Origin of the sequence: Hyphococcus sp., from assembly GCF_965228385.1 — a bacterium.
Lineage (GTDB): Bacteria > Pseudomonadota > Alphaproteobacteria > Caulobacterales > Parvularculaceae > Hyphococcus.
On record NZ_OZ245810.1, the window covers coordinates 1,651,736 to 1,669,500 of the forward strand.

The 17,765-nt window shown below is 59.5% G+C and carries 14 protein-coding genes; 7 read left to right on the forward strand and 7 right to left on the reverse strand.

Translation table 11 applies throughout. The annotated features are described in order from the left end of the window. Positions 1–65: 65 nt before the first annotated feature. Together ACQK2Q_RS07720 and ACQK2Q_RS07725 are read right to left on the reverse strand one after the other, a co-directional pair. Positions 66–374, reverse strand: coding sequence for a hypothetical protein (locus tag ACQK2Q_RS07720; protein WP_425409168.1), 309 nt, complete (start codon positions 372–374; stop codon positions 66–68). A gap of 238 nt (positions 375–612) precedes the next feature. After that, positions 613–3,087: a ligase-associated DNA damage response DEXH box helicase gene (locus tag ACQK2Q_RS07725; RefSeq protein ID WP_425409169.1), complete on the reverse strand. Its 2,475-nt coding sequence runs from the start codon at positions 3,085–3,087 to the stop codon at positions 613–615. Positions 3,088–3,164: 77 nt separating this feature from the next. Between ACQK2Q_RS07725 and ACQK2Q_RS07730 the strand changes: the two genes are divergently transcribed. Next, positions 3,165–4,178, forward strand: a complete 1,014-nt coding sequence (locus ACQK2Q_RS07730; protein WP_425411131.1) for a ligase-associated DNA damage response exonuclease — start codon at positions 3,165–3,167, stop codon at positions 4,176–4,178. After that, positions 4,178–5,773, forward strand: coding sequence for a cisplatin damage response ATP-dependent DNA ligase (locus tag ACQK2Q_RS07735; protein ID WP_425411132.1), 1,596 nt, complete (start codon positions 4,178–4,180; stop codon positions 5,771–5,773). Before ACQK2Q_RS07730 ends, ACQK2Q_RS07735 begins: the two co-directional genes overlap by 1 nt. 53 nt (positions 5,774–5,826) lie before the next feature. Here ACQK2Q_RS07735 and ACQK2Q_RS07740 read toward each other — a convergent pair whose 3' ends face one another. From ACQK2Q_RS07740 to ACQK2Q_RS07750, 3 genes are read right to left on the reverse strand one after another with little or no spacing between them, the layout of a single operon-like run. Beyond that, a complete protein-coding gene (locus ACQK2Q_RS07740) occupies positions 5,827–7,512 on the reverse strand; it encodes a SulP family inorganic anion transporter (protein WP_425409170.1) in 1,686 nt (561 codons plus the stop codon). 41 nt (positions 7,513–7,553) lie between these two features. Further along, positions 7,554–8,219: a carbonic anhydrase gene (locus tag ACQK2Q_RS07745; protein ID WP_425409171.1), complete on the reverse strand. Its 666-nt coding sequence runs from the start codon at positions 8,217–8,219 to the stop codon at positions 7,554–7,556. 11 nt (positions 8,220–8,230) lie between these two features. Further along, complete coding sequence (locus ACQK2Q_RS07750) at positions 8,231–8,674, reverse strand: ArsR/SmtB family transcription factor (RefSeq protein ID WP_425409172.1); 444 nt, start codon at positions 8,672–8,674, stop codon at positions 8,231–8,233. 173 nt (positions 8,675–8,847) lie between these two features. Between ACQK2Q_RS07750 and ACQK2Q_RS07755 the strand changes: the two genes are divergently transcribed. After that, a complete protein-coding gene (locus tag ACQK2Q_RS07755; RefSeq protein ID WP_425409173.1) occupies positions 8,848–9,324 on the forward strand; it encodes a nuclear transport factor 2 family protein in 477 nt (158 codons plus the stop codon). Positions 9,325–9,398: 74 nt separating this feature from the next. Here the strand turns inward: ACQK2Q_RS07755 and ACQK2Q_RS07760 are convergent, their stop codons facing one another. Next, positions 9,399–10,007, reverse strand: coding sequence for a urate hydroxylase PuuD (locus ACQK2Q_RS07760; RefSeq protein ID WP_425409174.1), 609 nt, complete (start codon positions 10,005–10,007; stop codon positions 9,399–9,401). Positions 10,008–10,293: 286 nt separating this feature from the next. Here ACQK2Q_RS07760 and ACQK2Q_RS07765 point away from each other — a divergent pair, with 286 nt between their 5' ends. Next, positions 10,294–12,129, forward strand: coding sequence for a potassium/proton antiporter (locus ACQK2Q_RS07765; protein WP_425409175.1), 1,836 nt, complete (start codon positions 10,294–10,296; stop codon positions 12,127–12,129). 7 nt (positions 12,130–12,136) lie between these two features. Here ACQK2Q_RS07765 and ACQK2Q_RS07770 read toward each other — a convergent pair whose 3' ends face one another. Then, a complete protein-coding gene (locus ACQK2Q_RS07770; RefSeq protein ID WP_425409176.1) occupies positions 12,137–13,198 on the reverse strand; it encodes a GIN domain-containing protein in 1,062 nt (353 codons plus the stop codon). Between the two features lie 49 nt (positions 13,199–13,247). Between ACQK2Q_RS07770 and hutI the strand changes: the two genes are divergently transcribed. The 3 genes from hutI to hutU are packed head-to-tail and all read left to right on the forward strand — an operon-like array spanning position 13,248 to position 17,727. Continuing rightward, a complete protein-coding gene (gene hutI, locus ACQK2Q_RS07775) occupies positions 13,248–14,459 on the forward strand; it encodes an imidazolonepropionase (RefSeq protein WP_425409177.1) in 1,212 nt (403 codons plus the stop codon). Next, positions 14,456–15,994 (forward strand): histidine ammonia-lyase, encoded by a 1,539-nt coding sequence (hutH, locus tag ACQK2Q_RS07780; RefSeq protein WP_425409178.1) that lies wholly within the window; start codon positions 14,456–14,458, stop codon positions 15,992–15,994. The genes hutI and hutH overlap by 4 nt, the downstream gene beginning before the upstream one ends. A gap of 47 nt (positions 15,995–16,041) precedes the next feature. After that, positions 16,042–17,727 (forward strand): urocanate hydratase, encoded by a 1,686-nt coding sequence (hutU, locus tag ACQK2Q_RS07785; protein ID WP_425409179.1) that lies wholly within the window; start codon positions 16,042–16,044, stop codon positions 17,725–17,727. Positions 17,728–17,765 lie beyond the last annotated feature (38 nt).

The following is a 17,765-nucleotide window of genomic DNA, read 5'->3' on the forward strand; positions in this document are numbered from 1 at the left end:
CTTTTGTCACCGTGCGCTGCGCAGCATGAAATGCTGCGCAGCTGACACGGGGGCCCATAACAGAATCATAGGTTTTGGATCAGCGAAGCAGCATTCCCATGCTGCGTCGCATCAGCCGCTTTCAGTATTTCCTCCGTCGCGCCTAGCGCCAGTTCTGGACCAGCCAAGGCACGTTCGGCAACCCCCAAAGCGCAAACGCAGCGACAAGTAAAATCACTACGATCCAGCCAAATATGTTTTTTAAGGCTAGCGGCATTGTCGGCAAAAATCCGCCGAACGCGCCCAATATAAATCCCAACAATGGAAATAGGACGATATAAATGCTGAATACGGGATGATTGGCTGTCCAGAGAATCGCCGAACTCGCGCTGCAATTTTCAAATTCGTAAACAAAACATCCAGTGACATATGAGCCGAGCGACAATACGAGCTGGATTACGAGCATTCACGCCGCCCAAAAAAGACCTCGCGATAGTTTTATTCGCTTCACGATTTTCCCGATTTGAAGACAATACAAGCATTATGTTGTCTTAGGGAAGCGACGGCAAGAACCCGGAAGCCACGGCGTCAATGCTTCGTATTTCTTTGCAGCCCAGAAAGACAGGCGAGAACTCATTTCCCCATCGCGGTTTCGATGATCGCATCGGAGGCGGCTTTCAGCATTTCCTCCGTCGCTGATTTCGCGACCGTTTCCCGCCCGATTTCCAGCATCACCGGCACCGCCAGCGGCGAGACGCGGGTCAGCGGTGAATGCGCCACCCGACCCTTCGCGCGCTTCAGCATGGCTTGCAGACGCGCCAGATCCATGAAGCCGCCGGCGGCGTCATCCCACGCCGCGCGCAGCAATAGATGATCCGGCTCGTGCTCGCGCAACACATCATAAATAAGATCGGCGGAGAACGAGACCTGCCGACCGGTTTTCTCCTGACCCGGATATTTTTTCTCGATCAGTCCGGCGATGGTCGCGCAATTGCGGAATGTGCGTTTCATCACAATGGCGTCGGCGGTCCACTCTTCCAGATCGTCGCCGAGCATGTCCTCGTCGAACAGCGCCGCCATGTCGACATCGGCCATATCGCGCCGCGCCCAGACGGACAGGGCGTATTCGGTCGGCGCGAAACCGATGGGCTGTTTGCCAAGCCGTTCGAGCCTTCTCGTCACCAGCATGCCCAGCGTCTGGTGCGCCAGCCAGCCGTCGAACGGATAGCAGACAAGGAAATGCCGGTTGCTGTGCGGAAAGGTCTCCACAAGCAATTCGTCCGGTTTCGGAATATGCGCGACTTCGCGCTGTTTCTCCAGCCAGTCGCGCACCTGATCGGGATAAGCGCGCCAGCTCTCGGTGTCGTAGAGCATATGGCGCACGCGGTCGGCGAGATAGGTCGACCATGGAAACTTGTTGCCGCCCCATGCCGGCAGTTTCGGCGACTCGTGCACGGTGCGGGAGACAATCGCGTCATTGCCTTCAATCCGTTCGAGTTTTAAAACCTCGCCTGCGAAATAAAACGCGTCGCCGATATTGATCGTCTCGAAGAACCATTCCTCCGCCTTGCCGAGCGTTCGGCCGGGCCGCTTGGGGCCTTTTTTACCCGCAAGGCGGATATTCATTTCGTGCGCGGCGGTGATTGTGCCGACATTCATTTTGTATTGCTGGACGGCGCGCTTGTCGCGCACGCGATAGGCGCCGTCCGCTGTTTTGACGATGCGCCGGTAACGCTCGTAATTTTTCAGCGCGTAGCCGCCGGTGGCGACGAACTGCACAGCGTCGTCGAAATCCTTTCGCGGCAAATCTGCATATGGCGATGCGGCGGTAATTTCCTTGTAAAGATTATCGGGATGAAAAGGTTCGGCGCAGGCCATGCCCAGAATATGCTGGGCGAGCACGTCGAGCGTTCCCTTTCGCGGCGGCTCGCCGTCGAGCGCGCCTTCCTCAATCGCCTGTTTCGCCGCGATGCATTCCAGCACTTCCATGCGGTTCGCCGGGGCCAGGAGCGCGCGCGACGGCTCGTTCATGCGGTGATTGGCGCGCCCGATGCGCTGGGTCAGGCGCGAGGCGCCTTTCGGCGCGCCCATCTGGATAACGAGGTCCACGTCGCCCCAGTCGATGCCAAGATCGAGCGTCGACGTGCACACCACCGCCCGCAACGCGCCTCTGGTCATCGCCGCTTCCACACGCCGGCGCTGTTCCACATCGAGAGAGCCGTGATGCAGCGCAATCGGCAGATTATCGTCATTCAGTTTCCAAAGGGAAGCGAAGGTAATCTCCGCCTGGCTGCGCGTATTGACGAAAACGAGCGTCAGGCTGGACTGGCGGATTTTTTCGTACACTTCCTGAAACGTATGCTTGCCGGAATGGCCGGACCAGGGAATGCGCTCTTCCGACATCAAGATGTCGACCTGCGGTGTCGCGCCGGATTCGCCGCGAATGAGTTTCGCCGATGTGGCGCCCTCTACGTTCTGCGGCGTCAGGTAGTCGATCAGGGGGCGCGCATCCGGAACGGTGGCGGAAAGCCCGCAAAAGCGCACCGCCGGGGCCAGCGTTCTCAGCCGCGCCAGCGCCAGCGACAATAAATGCCCGCGCTTGTTCGGAATGATCGCGTGCAGTTCGTCAAGAATGACGCGTTTCAGTCCTTTGAAATATTCCCGCGCGTCGGGCGACGCCAGAAGGATTGAGAGGCTCTCCGGCGTCGTCATCAGAATGTCGGGCGGCTTGATCTTCTGGCGCTGGCGGCGCGAGGCGGGCGTGTCGCCTGTGCGCGTCTCGATGCTGATATCGAGATCCATCTCACGGACCGGCGTTTCGACATTGCGGGCGACATCCACCGCCAGCGCTTTCAATGGCGAGATGTAAAGCGTGTGCAGGCCCCTCTCCTCGTTATGCCTGCGCGCGCTCAACTCCACGAGGCTCGGCAAAAACCCGGCGAGCGTCTTGCCGCCGCCGGTCGGCGCAATCAGCAGGAAGGAATGACCCAGCCGGTCCGCTTCCAGGCATTCTAGCTGGTGCGCGCGCGCTTGCCATCCGCGCGCGGCGAACCATCCAGAAAAAGCGGGCGGCAATTGCGTCGCCGGTGAAGAAACGCCATCGGGCATAAAAAGACTATAAGCAGGCGGAAGGCTTGAACCAAAGCCGAACTTTGTTTCCGGGTTTTTGTTCCTATCTGTTGCAAATGCAGTTCGACGCGCTTCTCCATCCGACGCCGAAGGGGCTTTATTGTCCGCCGGGCGATTTTTACGTCGATCCGGTCGCGCCGGTCGCGCGCGCCGTCGTCACCCACGGGCACGCCGATCATGCGCGGGCCGGCCACGGCGCCGTCCTGGCGACGCCAGAGACCATCGCCATCATGGGCGCGCGCTATGGGGAGGCGTTTACGCCCGGCCCGCAATCGGCGCGATATCACGACAGAACGGCGATCAATGATGTGAACGTCACGCTCGTTCCCGCAGGCCACGTCCTGGGCTCGGCGCAAGCGGTGATCGAAAGCGGCGGAACGCGCATTGTCGTTTCCGGCGATTACAAGCGCCGCGAAGACCCGACCTGCCCGCCGTTCGAAGTCGTCCCATGCGACGTTTTCATTTCCGAAGCGACGTTTGCGCTGCCGGTCTTCAAACATCCCGAAACCGGCGGCGAAATCAGGAAATTGCTGGCGTCGGTCAAACAGTTCCCTGAGCGCACGCATGTCATCGGCGCTTACGCCCTCGGCAAGGCGCAGCGCATTATCTGTGAGCTGCGCCGCGAAGGCTATGACGACGCGGTCTTTATTCACGGCGCGCTGCAAAAGCTTTGCGGCCTTTACGAAGCGCATGGCGTGTCCCTCGGGCCGCTGGAACCGGCGACGATTGAAAACCGGGGCGCCAAACAGGAATTTGCAGGCCGTATTGTGATTGCGCCGCCGTCCGCCATACAGGACCGCTGGGCGCGCCGCTTCGCCGACCCGCTGCCGGTCTTCGCCAGCGGCTGGATGCGCATACGCCAGCGCACGCGCCAGCGCGGCGTTGAGCTGCCGCTGATCATTTCCGATCACGCCGACTGGGATGAATTGACCGGCACGATCCGCGAAATCGGCCCGGAGGAACTCTGGATCACACACGGGCGCGAGGACGCCCTGATGCGCTGGGCGGAACTGGAAGGGATGAAGGCGCGGCCCTTGCGCCTTGTCGGTTACGATGACGAGAACGAGTGATGGAGCAATTCTCAGCACTCCTCGACCGCCTGGTCGTCACGCCGCAACGCAATGGCAAATTAAAACTGATCGCTGATTACTGCGCCTCGGCGCCGGACCCGGACCGGGGCTTCGCCATCGCCGCCATGACCCGCGACCTCGATATTCCATCAATCAAGCCGGCGATGCTCCGTTCCCTGATCGGCGAGCGCATGGACGAGGCGCTGTTTGCGATTTCTTACGACTATGTGGGCGACCTGGCGGAAACGATTGCCCTCGCCTGGCCGGAAAAGCGCGGCGCCAACCGCACGCCGCCCCTGTCCGAAGTTGTGGAGACACTGCAATCAGCGAGCCGTACGGAAGGTCCGCGCATCATCGAAACCTATCTCGACGCGCTGGACCCGGCGGCGCGCTGGGCGCTCCTCAAACTTGTCACCGGGGGCCTGCGCATCGGCGTTTCCGCGCGCCTCGCCAAAACCGCCCTGGCGCAATTCGGCGGCGTCGACGTCACCGAAATCGAGGAACTCTGGCACGGCATGTCGCCGCCATACGAAGAATTGTTCGCCTGGCTGGAAGGCCGCGCGGAAAAACCGGTCAATGCGGCGGCGGCGCCGTTTCGCCCCGTCATGCTGGCGCATCCGATCGATGCGGAAAAGGATCTTCCCGGCGTCACGCCGCAGGAATTTGTCGCGGAGTGGAAATGGGACGGCATTCGCGTGCAGGCGGCGAGTGAAAACGGCGCGCGCCGGCTTTATTCGCGCACTGGCGACGATATCGGCAAAGCTTTCCCGGATATTCTGGAGGCGATGGATTTCAACGCCGCCATTGACGGCGAATTGCTGGTCTACGACCCGGCCAGCGAAGATTACGCCGTGCAGCCGTTCGGCGAATTGCAGCAGCGGTTAAACCGCAAGACTGTTTCGAAAAAACTGCTCGCATCGCATCCGGCGTTTATCCGCGCCTATGATATTCTTGAGTGGAACGGCGAGGATTTGCGCAAGTTGCCCTTTAGCGAACGGCGCGCGCGTCTGGAACAATTTTTCGCGGACATCGCTTCGGACCGTTTCGACCTGTCGCCGCTTGTGCGGTTTGAAACGACCGATGAATTGCGCGAGGCCCGCGCCAATCCTTCACACAAGGCGATTGAAGGCCTGATGTTGAAACGCAAATCCGCGATATATGTTCCCGGGCGCCCCAAGGGCGAATGGTGGAAATGGAAACGCGATCCTCACCTCATTGATGCTGTCATGATGTATGCGCAGCGCGGCCATGGGAAACGGTCGAGTTTCTATTCCGATTACACTTTCGGCGTTTGGCGGGATGATGAAATCGTGCCGGTCGGCAAGGCCTATTTCGGGTTTACCGATGAGGAACTGAAAGCGCTCGACAAGTTCGTCCGCGACAACACCACCGACCGCTTCGGTCCCGTGCGGCAGGTGGCGTTCGGCGAGGACGGGGGACTGGTCCTTGAAATCGCGTTCGAAGGGCTGAACCGCTCAAAGCGCCATAAATCCGGCGTCGCCATGCGTTTCCCGCGCATTCACCGCATCCGGTGGGACAAGCCGGCGCGCGAAGCGGACCGTCTGGAAACGCTGGAAGCGATGCTGCCCGAATAAAAAAGCCGGCGAAATTTTCCCGCCGGCTTTTCACGATATATACGAGCGATTTTTTAACCTGCCTGCGACGTTGCAGGCTCCCCGCGCACATTTGCCGGCGGTTCTTTTTTCGTCGCCGCAACCGCGTGACGCAAAGCGTCAATACGATTTTCATATTGAGCGCCGGCCGGCAGACAATGATCCGCGTTCAGGCCGGACAGGACATCGCGAACCTTGTCGCTCATGCCGGTAACATAAACGGTCTTGCCGGCCTGGCGCGCATCGCACGCAATCGTTTCAACGGCGCGCGCCGCGGAAACATCGATGAAAGGCACGCGCGAAAAGTCGAGTATTATGGCGCTGGCGTTATTTTTCACGCGTTCGCGGACCCGATGACCGAGATCGGCCGCGGCGCCGAAACTGAGCGGTCCGCCAAAATCGAACATGGTGACGCGGCCTTTTGATTCAGCCAGCAGTTCGCGCTCTTCGGGGGACGTCACTCTCGGGCGCGCCTCGCCAAACGAGGCGAGTTGGTCGTCGGCCATTTTCTTCACAAAAGCCAATGCGGCGAGAACAACGCCAGCAGCGACGGCCGTGATCAGATCGACGAAAACGGTCAGACCAAGCACCAGCGCCATCAAGGCCAGATCCCAGCGCGGACCTTTATGCGCGCGTTTCAGATAAGCGAAATCGACGATGTCGTACCCGACTTTTACAAGGATGCCCGCCAGCACCGCATGGGGGATTTGCGATGCAAGGGGCGCCAGGCTGATGACGACAGCGAGCAGGAGCAGCGCATGCAGCATGCCGGAAATTTTCGTTTGTCCGCCAGTGCGAATATTCACGACCGTGCGCATGGTCGCCCCGGCGCCCGGTATCGCGCCAAAAAAGCCTGCGATGGTGTTGCCGACGCCCTGACCGATCAATTCTCGATCTGAGTTATGACGCGTCCGCGTCATGTTGTCGGCCACGAGCGAGGTCAGCAGCGAGTCGATGGCGCCCAGAACGGCGAGAATGAACGCGGCTTCAAGGACAATCAGAAATGTTTCCTGGCTGAAAGCCGGCATGATGAAAGACGGAAACCCTGTCGGGATGTCGCCGAGAATGGGCGCGCCTTTTACAACGAGGCTTATCAATGTGCCGATAATCAGCGCCGCCAGCGCGCCGGGCACATATTTACCCCAGGATTTCGGCCATGCGAAAATGATCGCCAAAGTCAATGCGCCAATCGCGAGCGCGGCGAAATTCGGGTCCATGACCGCCTCAGGGATAGCCTTCAGCGCCGGAATCGTGCCGCCGCCTTCCGGCTCATGACCGAATAGCCGCGAGAGCTGCAACGCGATGATGATACAGCCGATACCGCTCATGAAACCGGAAATGACCGGATACGGAACAAGGCGGATATACTGGCCGAGCTTAAAAACACCGAACAGTATTTGCAAAATCCCGGCTAGCACAACGGCGCCGAAAACAAGCGCCGGACTACCGCCCAGCGAAGCGTAAACGCCGGCGAAAACGACCACCATCGGCCCGGTCGGACCGGAAACCTGCGAGCCCGTTCCGCCGAACAGGGCTGCAAAGAAGCCTACGAAAATCGCGCCCCACAAACCAGCTATGGGCCCGGCGCCGGAAGCTTCGCCAAAAGCGAGCGCCAGCGGCAGCGCAACAACACCGGCGGTCAGGCCGCCAAAAATATCGCCGCGCAAATTAGATAGATCAAAAAAAGACGCACGCTTATCGGAAGCGTTATTCATCGCCATGAGAGGACTCCAGAATGTAAATTAAATCAGGTCGTATTCGCTTAAGCCGCGCAGCCGCCGCTCGCGAGCTTGGCCATCTCCGCCGCATAGCGCACGTCGACAGGCAGGAACTTGTCTTCCTGGCTGTCATAGGCTGTGACGCCGCCGGACTTGATGTCGTAAACCCAGCCATGCAGCTGGACATCGCCGGTCGCCAGCGCCATGGCGACTTTCGGATGCGTCTTCAGATGCTGCAACTGAAGTACAACATTCTGCTCCAGCAGTAATTTCATCCGTTCCTGATCGCCGAGGTCTTTTCCCTTGGCGTTTACGATTTCCACAGCGGCTTTTGAATATCCGAGCCATTCCCTGACATGCGGCAGCTCGTTCAGCCCCTCAGGGTTCATGGCGCCTTTCATGGCGCCGCATTCAGTATGGCCGCAAATCACAATATGCGGAACTTTCAGCGCCGCCACGGCGAATTCAATCGCGGCGGTGACGCCGCCCGTGTGGCTCGTATGCGGCGGCACGATATTGCCGGCGTTGCGAACGATAAAAAGGTCGCCCGGCTCGGATTGCGTGATCATCGCCGTTTCAATGCGCGAGTCCGAACAGGTGATGAAAAGCGCTTCAGGTTCCTGGCCTTTGCTCAGCTGCTCAAACAGTTCTTTTTTCTGCGGGTAAACTTCATTTTGAAAACGTACGACGCCAGCGGCGAAACGGGGCATTATTGACTCCATCAGGGGGTGACAGTTTTGGACGGCGCCGACCAAAGGCGCCGCGCTTGTTTAATGCTGGATTTGGCGGGTCCGTTGACGCGGCCCTCCACGAAATCCAGTCCATCGACGATCCAGCCGGCGATTTCCGGCTGGGTGAGGTGGTAGAAATGATGCCGCCCGTCCCTGCGCTCTTCTACGAGCCGGTGCGCGCGCATGAGGCTGAGATGCTGCGACACGCGCGCGCCCGGCAGATCAAGCGCCTTCGCGAGCGTGTTGACATCTTTCTCGCCGGATCGCAGTTCCTCGATCATCCGGATGCGATCCGGATGGGCGATGATCTTGAAGATCTCGGCCAGTTCCCTGGCCACAACGTGTCGGCCCGGCATCACATTTCTCCCATAAACGCGGCGGGTGAAAAACCATAGCCAGTGTAGCATGAATTTCCGCCCTTCGCGCATCTTCATATCTGCAAGATCATGCAGATGTGCAGCCATGTAGAACGCGCGGGCGCCTTTTCAAGACCCCGCACGCCGATTTTTTGAACGGACCGGCGCAAGGGCGGTTCGCTTCGCCGCAAGCGCCTCGTCTTGAGCCATGCCCGAACTAGGGTTCCATGACCCGGTAAGGAGATCATTCATTGAAAACTGCTTTTGTCGCTTCAGCGTTCGTCCTTTCAGTTTGCGCAAACGCCTCTGCGGAAACCACGCCTGACAGAAAGGCGGACGAAGCCGCGCTATCGACGATTAAACTCGAAACCTGGCCAGAATTTTTCAGGACTCAGGACGCTGACGGGCTTGGCGCTTTCCTCGACCCGGCTTTCGTGATCATCGGGCCGGACGGCGCGCTTACAACACGCAGCGAAACGCTCGATGGCGTGCGCGCCGCGCCATGGACGCCGTCGAACTTTCGATACGAGATCGGATCGTTTGCATGGCTCAACGACAATCTCGTCATCATTGTCGGAAAAGGAAACAGCGATCGCGAGGATGACGAGGGCCGGCCATGCGCGCATTCCTATACGTCATCAAACCTGCTGGAGCGCGCGCCCGATACGCCAACGGGCTGGCGCGCCCTTTCCAGCCACGTTTCCAACGTACAATGCAAAGCTGACTGACTTTATATCGTCAGGAAAAGAAAAAGGCGGCGGTCGCCCGCCGCCTATGGGTCAAGGAACCGCCAGCCGGTCGCCTAAAGGTTCTGCGCGCCAACCATGGCGAAGAGCATCGGAATGGACAGAACCGTATTTGTTCTGGAAAACAGCATCGCCTTTTTCGCGGACGCTGCTTTCGCCTCCGGCGCAAGATCCGGATGTTTGTTGTCAATGTTGAGGGCCTTGATCTGGTTCGGCCAGATGATGAACCAGACGTTGAACCACATGATCGCGCCGAGCCACATGCCGATGCCGATCAGAACATGATTGCGCACGAAGCCTTCCGCCAGCCCGAATGTGAGCGCGTTCAGGATGTAGCCGTTCATCGCCGCCACAATGAGGCCGGTGACGATCGTCGACATGGCGCCCCAGCGGAACCACCACAACGCTTTCGGGGCGATGTGTTTGCCGATGGCTGGTTTTTGTTCATCGGGGATCGCCGGCATCGTCGGGATCTGGACGAAGTTGAAATACCACAACAGGCCGATCCACATGACGCCCGAGAGAACGTGCAGCCAGCGGAAAAAGAAAGCCCAGTAGGAATGTCCGAAACCGCCGCCCCAGACCGCATAAAGAACGACCAGCAGCGCAGCGAGCACGACGCCGGTAATCACTGCATTGCGCAAATTCGTCAGTAAACCCGTCATTGTTACGTCTCCTCTTGTTTTTTTATTTTCAGGAAAAACGCAACGCCCCGGATAGACGGCGCATCAAATAAAAGACGCCTCTATATCCCGTAATTTAGAGCGCGAATCGGGCCGTAAGCGCAATATGTCTTGTTTTCGAATTTTAGCGGCGATGACGCCTTACCTCGCCGCATAGCGCTTGCTAAATAAAATCAAGGCTGGATTCGCCCGCAATGTGTATGTTTTCCGGCCCCTGCGGAGCGTTCAAACCAGGAAAACGAGAGATCCGGAACGAAAGGCTATCTGAGTGATTGACGCCGTAAATGTAGCGATTTTGGTCGGCGCCAGCCTTATTGTCCTCAGTACTTTCACGAGCCTGATTTCCCAGCGGATCGGCGCCCCGTTACTGCTTGTTTTTCTCGGCGTCGGTCTGTTGGCGGGTGAGGACGGCCTTCTCGGCATTGAATTCAACAGTGGCGGCTCCGCGTATTTCGTCGGATCGCTGGCGCTGGCGATCATTCTATTCGACAGCGGGTTCGATACGCCGCTGCGCAGTTATCGTATCGCCGCCGCGCCCGCCCTGACGCTGGCCACATTCGGCGTTGTGCTCACAGCGACGTTTGTCGGATTGTTTGCGCACCTGCTCTTTGGTCTGAGCCTTGTGGATGGTTTATTGCTCGGCTCGATCATCGCATCAACCGACGCGGCGGCCGTTTTCTTCCTGATGCGAGTCGGCGGACTGAAATTGCGCGACAGGGTCAAGGCGACTTTAGAGGTCGAATCCGGCGCCAACGACCCCATGGCGATTTTTTTAACCACCGTTTTCGTTGAATTGTCCGTCACCCAGAACGATCCCGGTTTCGGCTTCAACTTTCAGTTTATAGCGGAATTTATTCAGCAAATTGGCTTGGGCCTTTTCATCGGCGTTGTTGGCGGTCTCGCGATCGCCGCCATGTTAAACCGCATGCGCGCCCTGGATGCGGGGTTGTTTCCAATCGCCGGACTGGCCGGCGCGCTGGTTATTTTTTCGGCCTGCGGTTTGCTCGGCGGCAGCGGGTTTCTCGCCGCCTATGCCGCGGGCGTCGTCGCCGGCAATCGGCAAATCGTTTACGCCCATCGTCTCAGGCGATTTCATGTGGGGATGACCTGGCTCGCGCAGATCGGCATGTTCCTGACCCTCGGACTGTTGGCGACGCCTTCGGAATTCGGAAGCGTTTTCATTCCCGCCCTCGCTTTGGCGGTCATTCTGATCGTGTTCGCCCGTCCCCTGGCGGTCTGGCTGTGCCTGACGCCGTTCGGATTCAAATGGCGCGAGAAAATGTTTGTCGGATGGGTCGGTCTGCGCGGCGCGGTGTCGATCCTGCTCGCCATTCTTCCGGGCCTTGGCGGAGTGGATAATGGCGATGTGTTTTTCAACATCATTTTTATCATGGTGCTGTCCTCCCTGCTCATACAGGGATGGACCATCAACATATCGGCTCAGATCCTCAACATGATCTCGCCGCAGGAGCCGGGCCTTGTGGATCGGGTTGAACTTGAATTACCGGGGGGCGGCGAGCTTGAACTGATCGGCTATCGCATTCATCCGGAAAGTACGATCGCGAAAGGAGAGCGCGTGCCGCGATGGGCGCGTCCTGTCCTGATCCTGCGCAACGGACGGCCCTACACCATACACAATGCGAGCGGGCTGCAAGCCGAAGACCGCGCCTATCTGTTTTCGTCGCCCCGCCAAACCACATTGCTCGATGATATTTATGCAAAGCCGCATGAATCGAGCAGCGCTGAACAACATGGCGATTTTCAACTGGATGGGTCAACCAGCCTGAACGCCTTTCTGCATCAATACGGGCTGCCCTATTTCGCCAGCGACAAGGCGCTGTCCATCGCCGATTATCTCGCCCGTGAGCTTGGGGGCGAACCCGTGATCGGCGACCGCGTCAATATCGGACCCATCGATATCGTTGTGAATGCGCTGGATGATGAAGGACAGGCGAGCCTAGTCGGGCTCATCATCGATCCGGCGACGAAATCCCGGTCGGCTCAGGCCCGGCTTATCGCGGGCGCGTTAAAACAGTTTCTGCGACAATTGAAAGGCCGTTTTTACACGCTGTTCGATCGCGGCAAACAGGATCGCGCGCAGTAGATTGCGCTTAGTCATCTGCTCTTACGCCGTTGACGAACACCTCGCCGCCGCCATGGCGTATCATTCGGCCGTTAATCTGATCGACGCGGACTTCCGATGAGCCATAAAGCTTCAATTCGGGCTGGGTTACAGCGCCGCCAAAGAAAATCGCGCCCGACCCGTCGATAAAAGCGCGCAGCTTGTCAGCCGTACCGGCCTTTACGGCGACGGCGCCGGAACCCGCGATCCGCACCGTCATGGGACCGTCAAGCCGCGCGGCGCGGACAAGCCCGGACCCCGCAATCGAAATATCGAGCATGCCGTCAATGTCGCCGAGAATGACGTCGCCAGGGCCGGCCACATCCACGTCCACCATCGCGGCGTTCCCGACCCGCAAGTCGGCGTCGCCGGAAACGTCTATCTCCAGCCCGGCCTTGACCTCGCCCATGACCAGCCGCGAGCCGTGGATAATATTGATCACCGCCTCATCGACATCGCTTGTTTCTCCGTATACGAAGCAGGAATCGAGATGCAGCGCGCCGGCCAGCCGCTCCATGGACAGTTTTATCCGCGCATCGATAAACTCCACATCGCCTTCGTAAGGCATGGAGACCTCGATCGTCGGATAATCCCGGAAAAGCTCTTCATCCAGCGGTTCGCCGGTTGTGGTTTCGCGTGTGGCGCGCGCGTCGAACGTTCGGGTGATCCGCCGGTCGCAACAATCGAGCCCTTCCTCTTCCTTCCACGGCTCCATCACGACTGTGACGAGACCGTCCTGTTCCTCGATCTGGACCTGCCGGTACGTCCCGCCCTGACGGACAACGATATCCATTTCGTCGCCGCTGGTGGTTTTGATCTCAACCGCGCCGGTAATGTCCCGAAACGAGATTTTTGAAGCCGCGAATGTTTCGGCGCCCGCAATCCCGCCAAGGACCGAAAGACCGGCCAGACACACCGCCGCCGGGCGGATCATTTGCAACAATAGAGAAATAGCGGGCATGGGTGTCACCTGTACTCTGAACGCGCCGATATTAACCTTTAACACAACATAACTCAGCAAAAACCGCGCCGTTCGGCGCAATTTTAACATTTCCCGCTCCCTCATTCACAAAATCGGCGCTCCTGCGTATAGGTCAGGCATGTGGGACACACTTTTAATGAATGCGTGTTTGGCGACGCTGAAGGGCGGCGCGCCATACGGGCTTATCAGCGAGGGCGCCGTTGGAATCGCCGATGAAAACATCGTCTTCGCCGGCCCCGCCAGAGATCTGCCCGGCCAGCCTGATGCGCTGGCGCGCAACGTCATTGACCTTGACGGCGCGCTGGTGACGCCGGGCCTGATCGATTGCCATACGCATCTGGTCTACGCCGGCGACCGGGCGCGCGAGTTTGAGGCGCGACTTGTGGGTAAATCCTACGAAGAGATCGCGCGCGAGGGCGGGGGTATTCTCTCCACCGTGAACGCAACACGTGCGGCGAGCGAAGACGCGCTCGTCGAAGCCGCCCTTCCCCGTCTCGACGCGCTGCTCGCGGAAGGCGTGACGACGATCGAGATTAAATCCGGTTACGGACTGGATACGCAAACCGAGTTGAAAATGCTGCGCGCGGCGCGCCGTCTTGCAGACGAAAGAAATGTACGCGTCAAGACCACGCTTCTGGCGGCGCACGCCGTACCGCCGGAATTCAAAGACCGTCCGGATGATTATATCGCCCTCGTTTGCGACGAAATTTTAACCGAAGCCGCGCAGCAAGAACTAGCTGACGCAGTTGACGGTTTTTGCGAGGGAATCGGTTTTTCGCGCGCGCAGATAGAGCGTGTTTTTGAAAAAGCGGTATCGCTCGGGCTTTCCGTAAAACTTCACGCCGAACAGCTTTCCGACCTTGGCGGCGCGGTCATGGCGGCGCGCTACGGCGCTTTATCCGCCGATCATCTGGAATATCTGAAACCGGAGGACGCCGCCGCGCTCGCAGATGCGGGGACTGTCGCGGTGCTGTTGCCCGGCGCATTCTATTATTTGCGCGAGACCAGAATGCCGCCCATGGAGGCCTTGCGGGAAGCGGGCGTTCCCATGGCGCTCGCCACGGATTGCAATCCCGGCACGTCGCCGCTGACTTCCCTTTTATTGGCCATGAATATGGGCTGCACCTTGTTTCGCATGACGCCGGAAGAGGCGCTGGCCGGCGTCACCCGCAATGGCGCAAAGGCCCTGGGGGTTGACGCCAACGCGGGAACCATCGAGACCGGAAAGCGCGCCGACCTTTGCGTCTGGCGCGCCAGACACCCTTCTGAACTAAGCTATACTATCGGCCATAACCCGCTGAAAATGCGTATCTTTAATGGACACTTATGAGCATTAGCCTGACCCCCGGATCGGTGAGCCTCGAAACACTGGAAGCCGTTTACCGGGGCGGCGAACCCGCGGCGCTCGACCCCGCCTGTCATGCCGCTATCGAGCGCTCGGCGGCGATTTTATCAAAGGCCGCGACAGGCGACGAACCCGTTTACGGCGTCAACACCGGCTTCGGGAAACTCGCCAACAGGCGCATCGCGCCGGAAGATGTCGAAACGCTGCAGCGCAATCTGATCCTTTCTCATTGCGCAGGCGTTGGCGAGCCGTTCGATATTCCAACGACGCGCCTCATCATGGCGTTGAAACTGATCTCTCTGGGACGCGGCGTTTCGGGCGTTTCCATGAACGTCATCCGTCAGCTCGAACACATGCTGGAACGCGACGTCACGCCGGTGATCCCCTGTCAGGGTTCCGTCGGCGCATCCGGCGACCTGGCGCCGCTGGCGCATATGGCGGCGGCCATGATGGGCGCAGGCGAAGCCTGGTATCGCGGTGACCGTATGCCCGCGAAAAACGCGCTCGCCGCGGCGAACATGAAACCGTTAGCGTTAGGCGCAAAAGAAGGGCTCGGCCTGATCAACGGCACGCAGGTTTCAACCGCGCTGGCGCTCACCGGATTGTTCGATGCGTGGCGCGCAGCCCAGTCAGCGCTCGTCACCGGCGCCATGTCCACGGATGCGGCCATGGGATCGGCGGCGCCGTTCCGCGATGAGATTCATTCGTCACGCGGCCATCAGGGCCAGATCGACGCCGCCGCTTTTTTACGCGCGGTGATGGACGGCTCGGAAATTCGCGAAAGCCACCGCGAAGGCGACGAGCGCGTGCAGGACCCCTATTGCATCCGCTGCCAGCCGCAGGTGATGGGCGCGTGTATCGACTTGCTCAGGCAAGCGGCGAAGACGCTGGAAATCGAGGCCAACGCCGCCACCGACAACCCGCTGGTGTTCGAGGACGGCTCCATTGTTTCCGGCGGCAATTTCCATGCGGAGCCTGTCGGTTTCGCCGCCGACCAGATCGCGCTCGCCATCGCCGAAATCGGCTCGATTGCCCAGCGCCGCATTGCGCTGATGGTCGACCCGACATTGTCCCACGGCCTGCCGGCGTTTTTGACGCCCGAACCGGGCCTCAATTCAGGTTTCATGATCGCCGAAGTCACGTCCGCCGCGCTGATGAGCGAGAACAAGCAGCGCGCCAACCCCTGTTCAACGGATTCAACGCCGACCTCCTGCAATCAGGAAGACCATGTTTCCATGGCGTGCCATGGCGCGCGCCGGCTCGGGCCCATGAACGAAAACCTCATGCGCATCATCGGCATCGAATTGCTCACCGCCGCACAGGGCGTTGAGTTTCGCAAACCGTTAAAGACAAGCCCGGCGTTGCAGGACGTGATTGCGAAACTGCGCGAACATATCCCGGCGCTCGAAGCGGATCGTTTCATGGCGGATGATTTGAGAAAGGCGGGTGAGATGGTTGCGGGGGGTAATGTTATTAGCTCGACAATAGAGAAGCTGTCATCACCGGGCTTGTCCCGGTGATCCAGACTGGATTGCCGGCATAAAGCCGGCAATGACAAGGAGAGACCATGACCAATCCACGCCATAACAAACGAGACGTGCGCAGCCCTCGCGGGGATCAGATCACCGCAAAACACTGGGCCACCGAAGCGCCCATGCGCATGCTGATGAACAATCTCGACCCGGACGTCGCCGAAAACCCGCATGAGCTTGTGGTCTATGGCGGGATCGGCAGGGCTGCGCGCACCTGGAGCGATTTCGACAAGATCGTTGCGACGCTGAAAGATTTGGAAGAAGACGAAACCCTGTGCGTGCAATCTGGTAAACCTGTCGGCGTTTTCAAAACCCACAAGGACGCGCCGCGCGTATTGATCGCCAATTCCAATCTCGTGCCCCACTGGGCGACCTGGGATCATTTCAATGAACTTGATAAGAAGGGCCTGATGATGTACGGCCAGATGACGGCCGGCTCGTGGATTTATATCGGGTCGCAGGGCATCGTTCAGGGTACGTATGAAACCTTCAAGGAGGCGGGCCGCCAGCATTTTGGCGGCGACCTTTCCGGCAAATGGATATTGACCGCCGGGCTCGGCGGCATGGGCGGGGCGCAGCCGCTCGCCGCCGTTCTCGCCGGGGCGTCATGTCTCGCCGTTGAATGCAACGAAGATTCCATCGATTTTCGCCTACGCACCAAATATGTGGACGAAAAAGCAACGTCCCTCGACGAGGCGCTTGAGATGATCGCGCGCTGGACAAAAGCCGGCGAAGCGAAATCCGTCGGCCTTCTCGGCAACGCTGCGGATGTTTTTCCCGAACTCGTCAAGCGCGCCAAAGAAAACCCGCAATGGAAACCCGACATCGTCACCGACCAGACATCGGCCCATGACGTTGTTAACGGCTACCTGCCGCAGGGCTGGAGCGTGGCGGAATGGAAAGAAAAACGCGAGAGCGCGCCGAAAGACGTAGAGGCCGCCGCGCGCAAGTCCATCAAGGTGCACGTGCAGGCAATGCTCGACTTTTGGAACGCCGGCGTGCCCACCCTCGATTACGGCAACAACATCCGTCAGGTGGCGAAGGAAGAAGGTCTCGAAAACGCGTTCGACTTTCCGGGATTTGTGCCGGCTTATGTGCGACCGCTTTTCTGCCGGGGCGTCGGGCCGTTCCGCTGGGCGGCACTTTCCGGCGACCCGGAAGACATCTACAAGACCGATGCGAAAGTGAAGGAGCTGATCCCCGACGATCCGCATCTGCATAACTGGCTCGACATGGCGCGCGAGCGCATCGCGTTTCAGGGCTTGCCGGCGCGCATCTGCTGGGTCGGTCTCGGCCAGCGCCACCGGCTGGGGCTCGCTTTCAACGAGATGGTGAAATCAGGCGAGCTTTCAGCGCCAGTCGTCATCGGCCGCGATCATCTGGATTCCGGTTCTGTCGCATCACCCAACCGGGAGACCGAAGCCATGAAAGACGGCTCCGATGCGGTTTCCGACTGGCCCTTGTTGAACGCGCTCCTCAATACCGCTTCCGGCGCCACCTGGGTCTCGCTGCATCATGGCGGCGGGGTCGGCATGGGCTTTTCCCAGCATGCGGGCATGGTGATCTGCGCCGACGGCACAGACGATGCCGCACGGCGGCTGGAGCGGGTTTTGTGGAACGACCCCGCCACCGGGGTCATGCGCCATGCGGACGCCGGATATGAAATCGCCAGAGAATGCGCCCGAGAACACGGCCTTGACCTGCCCGGGCTTCACGAATAGCGGCGGTAAGGCCCGCCGGCCTTTACATTCCGGCTTCC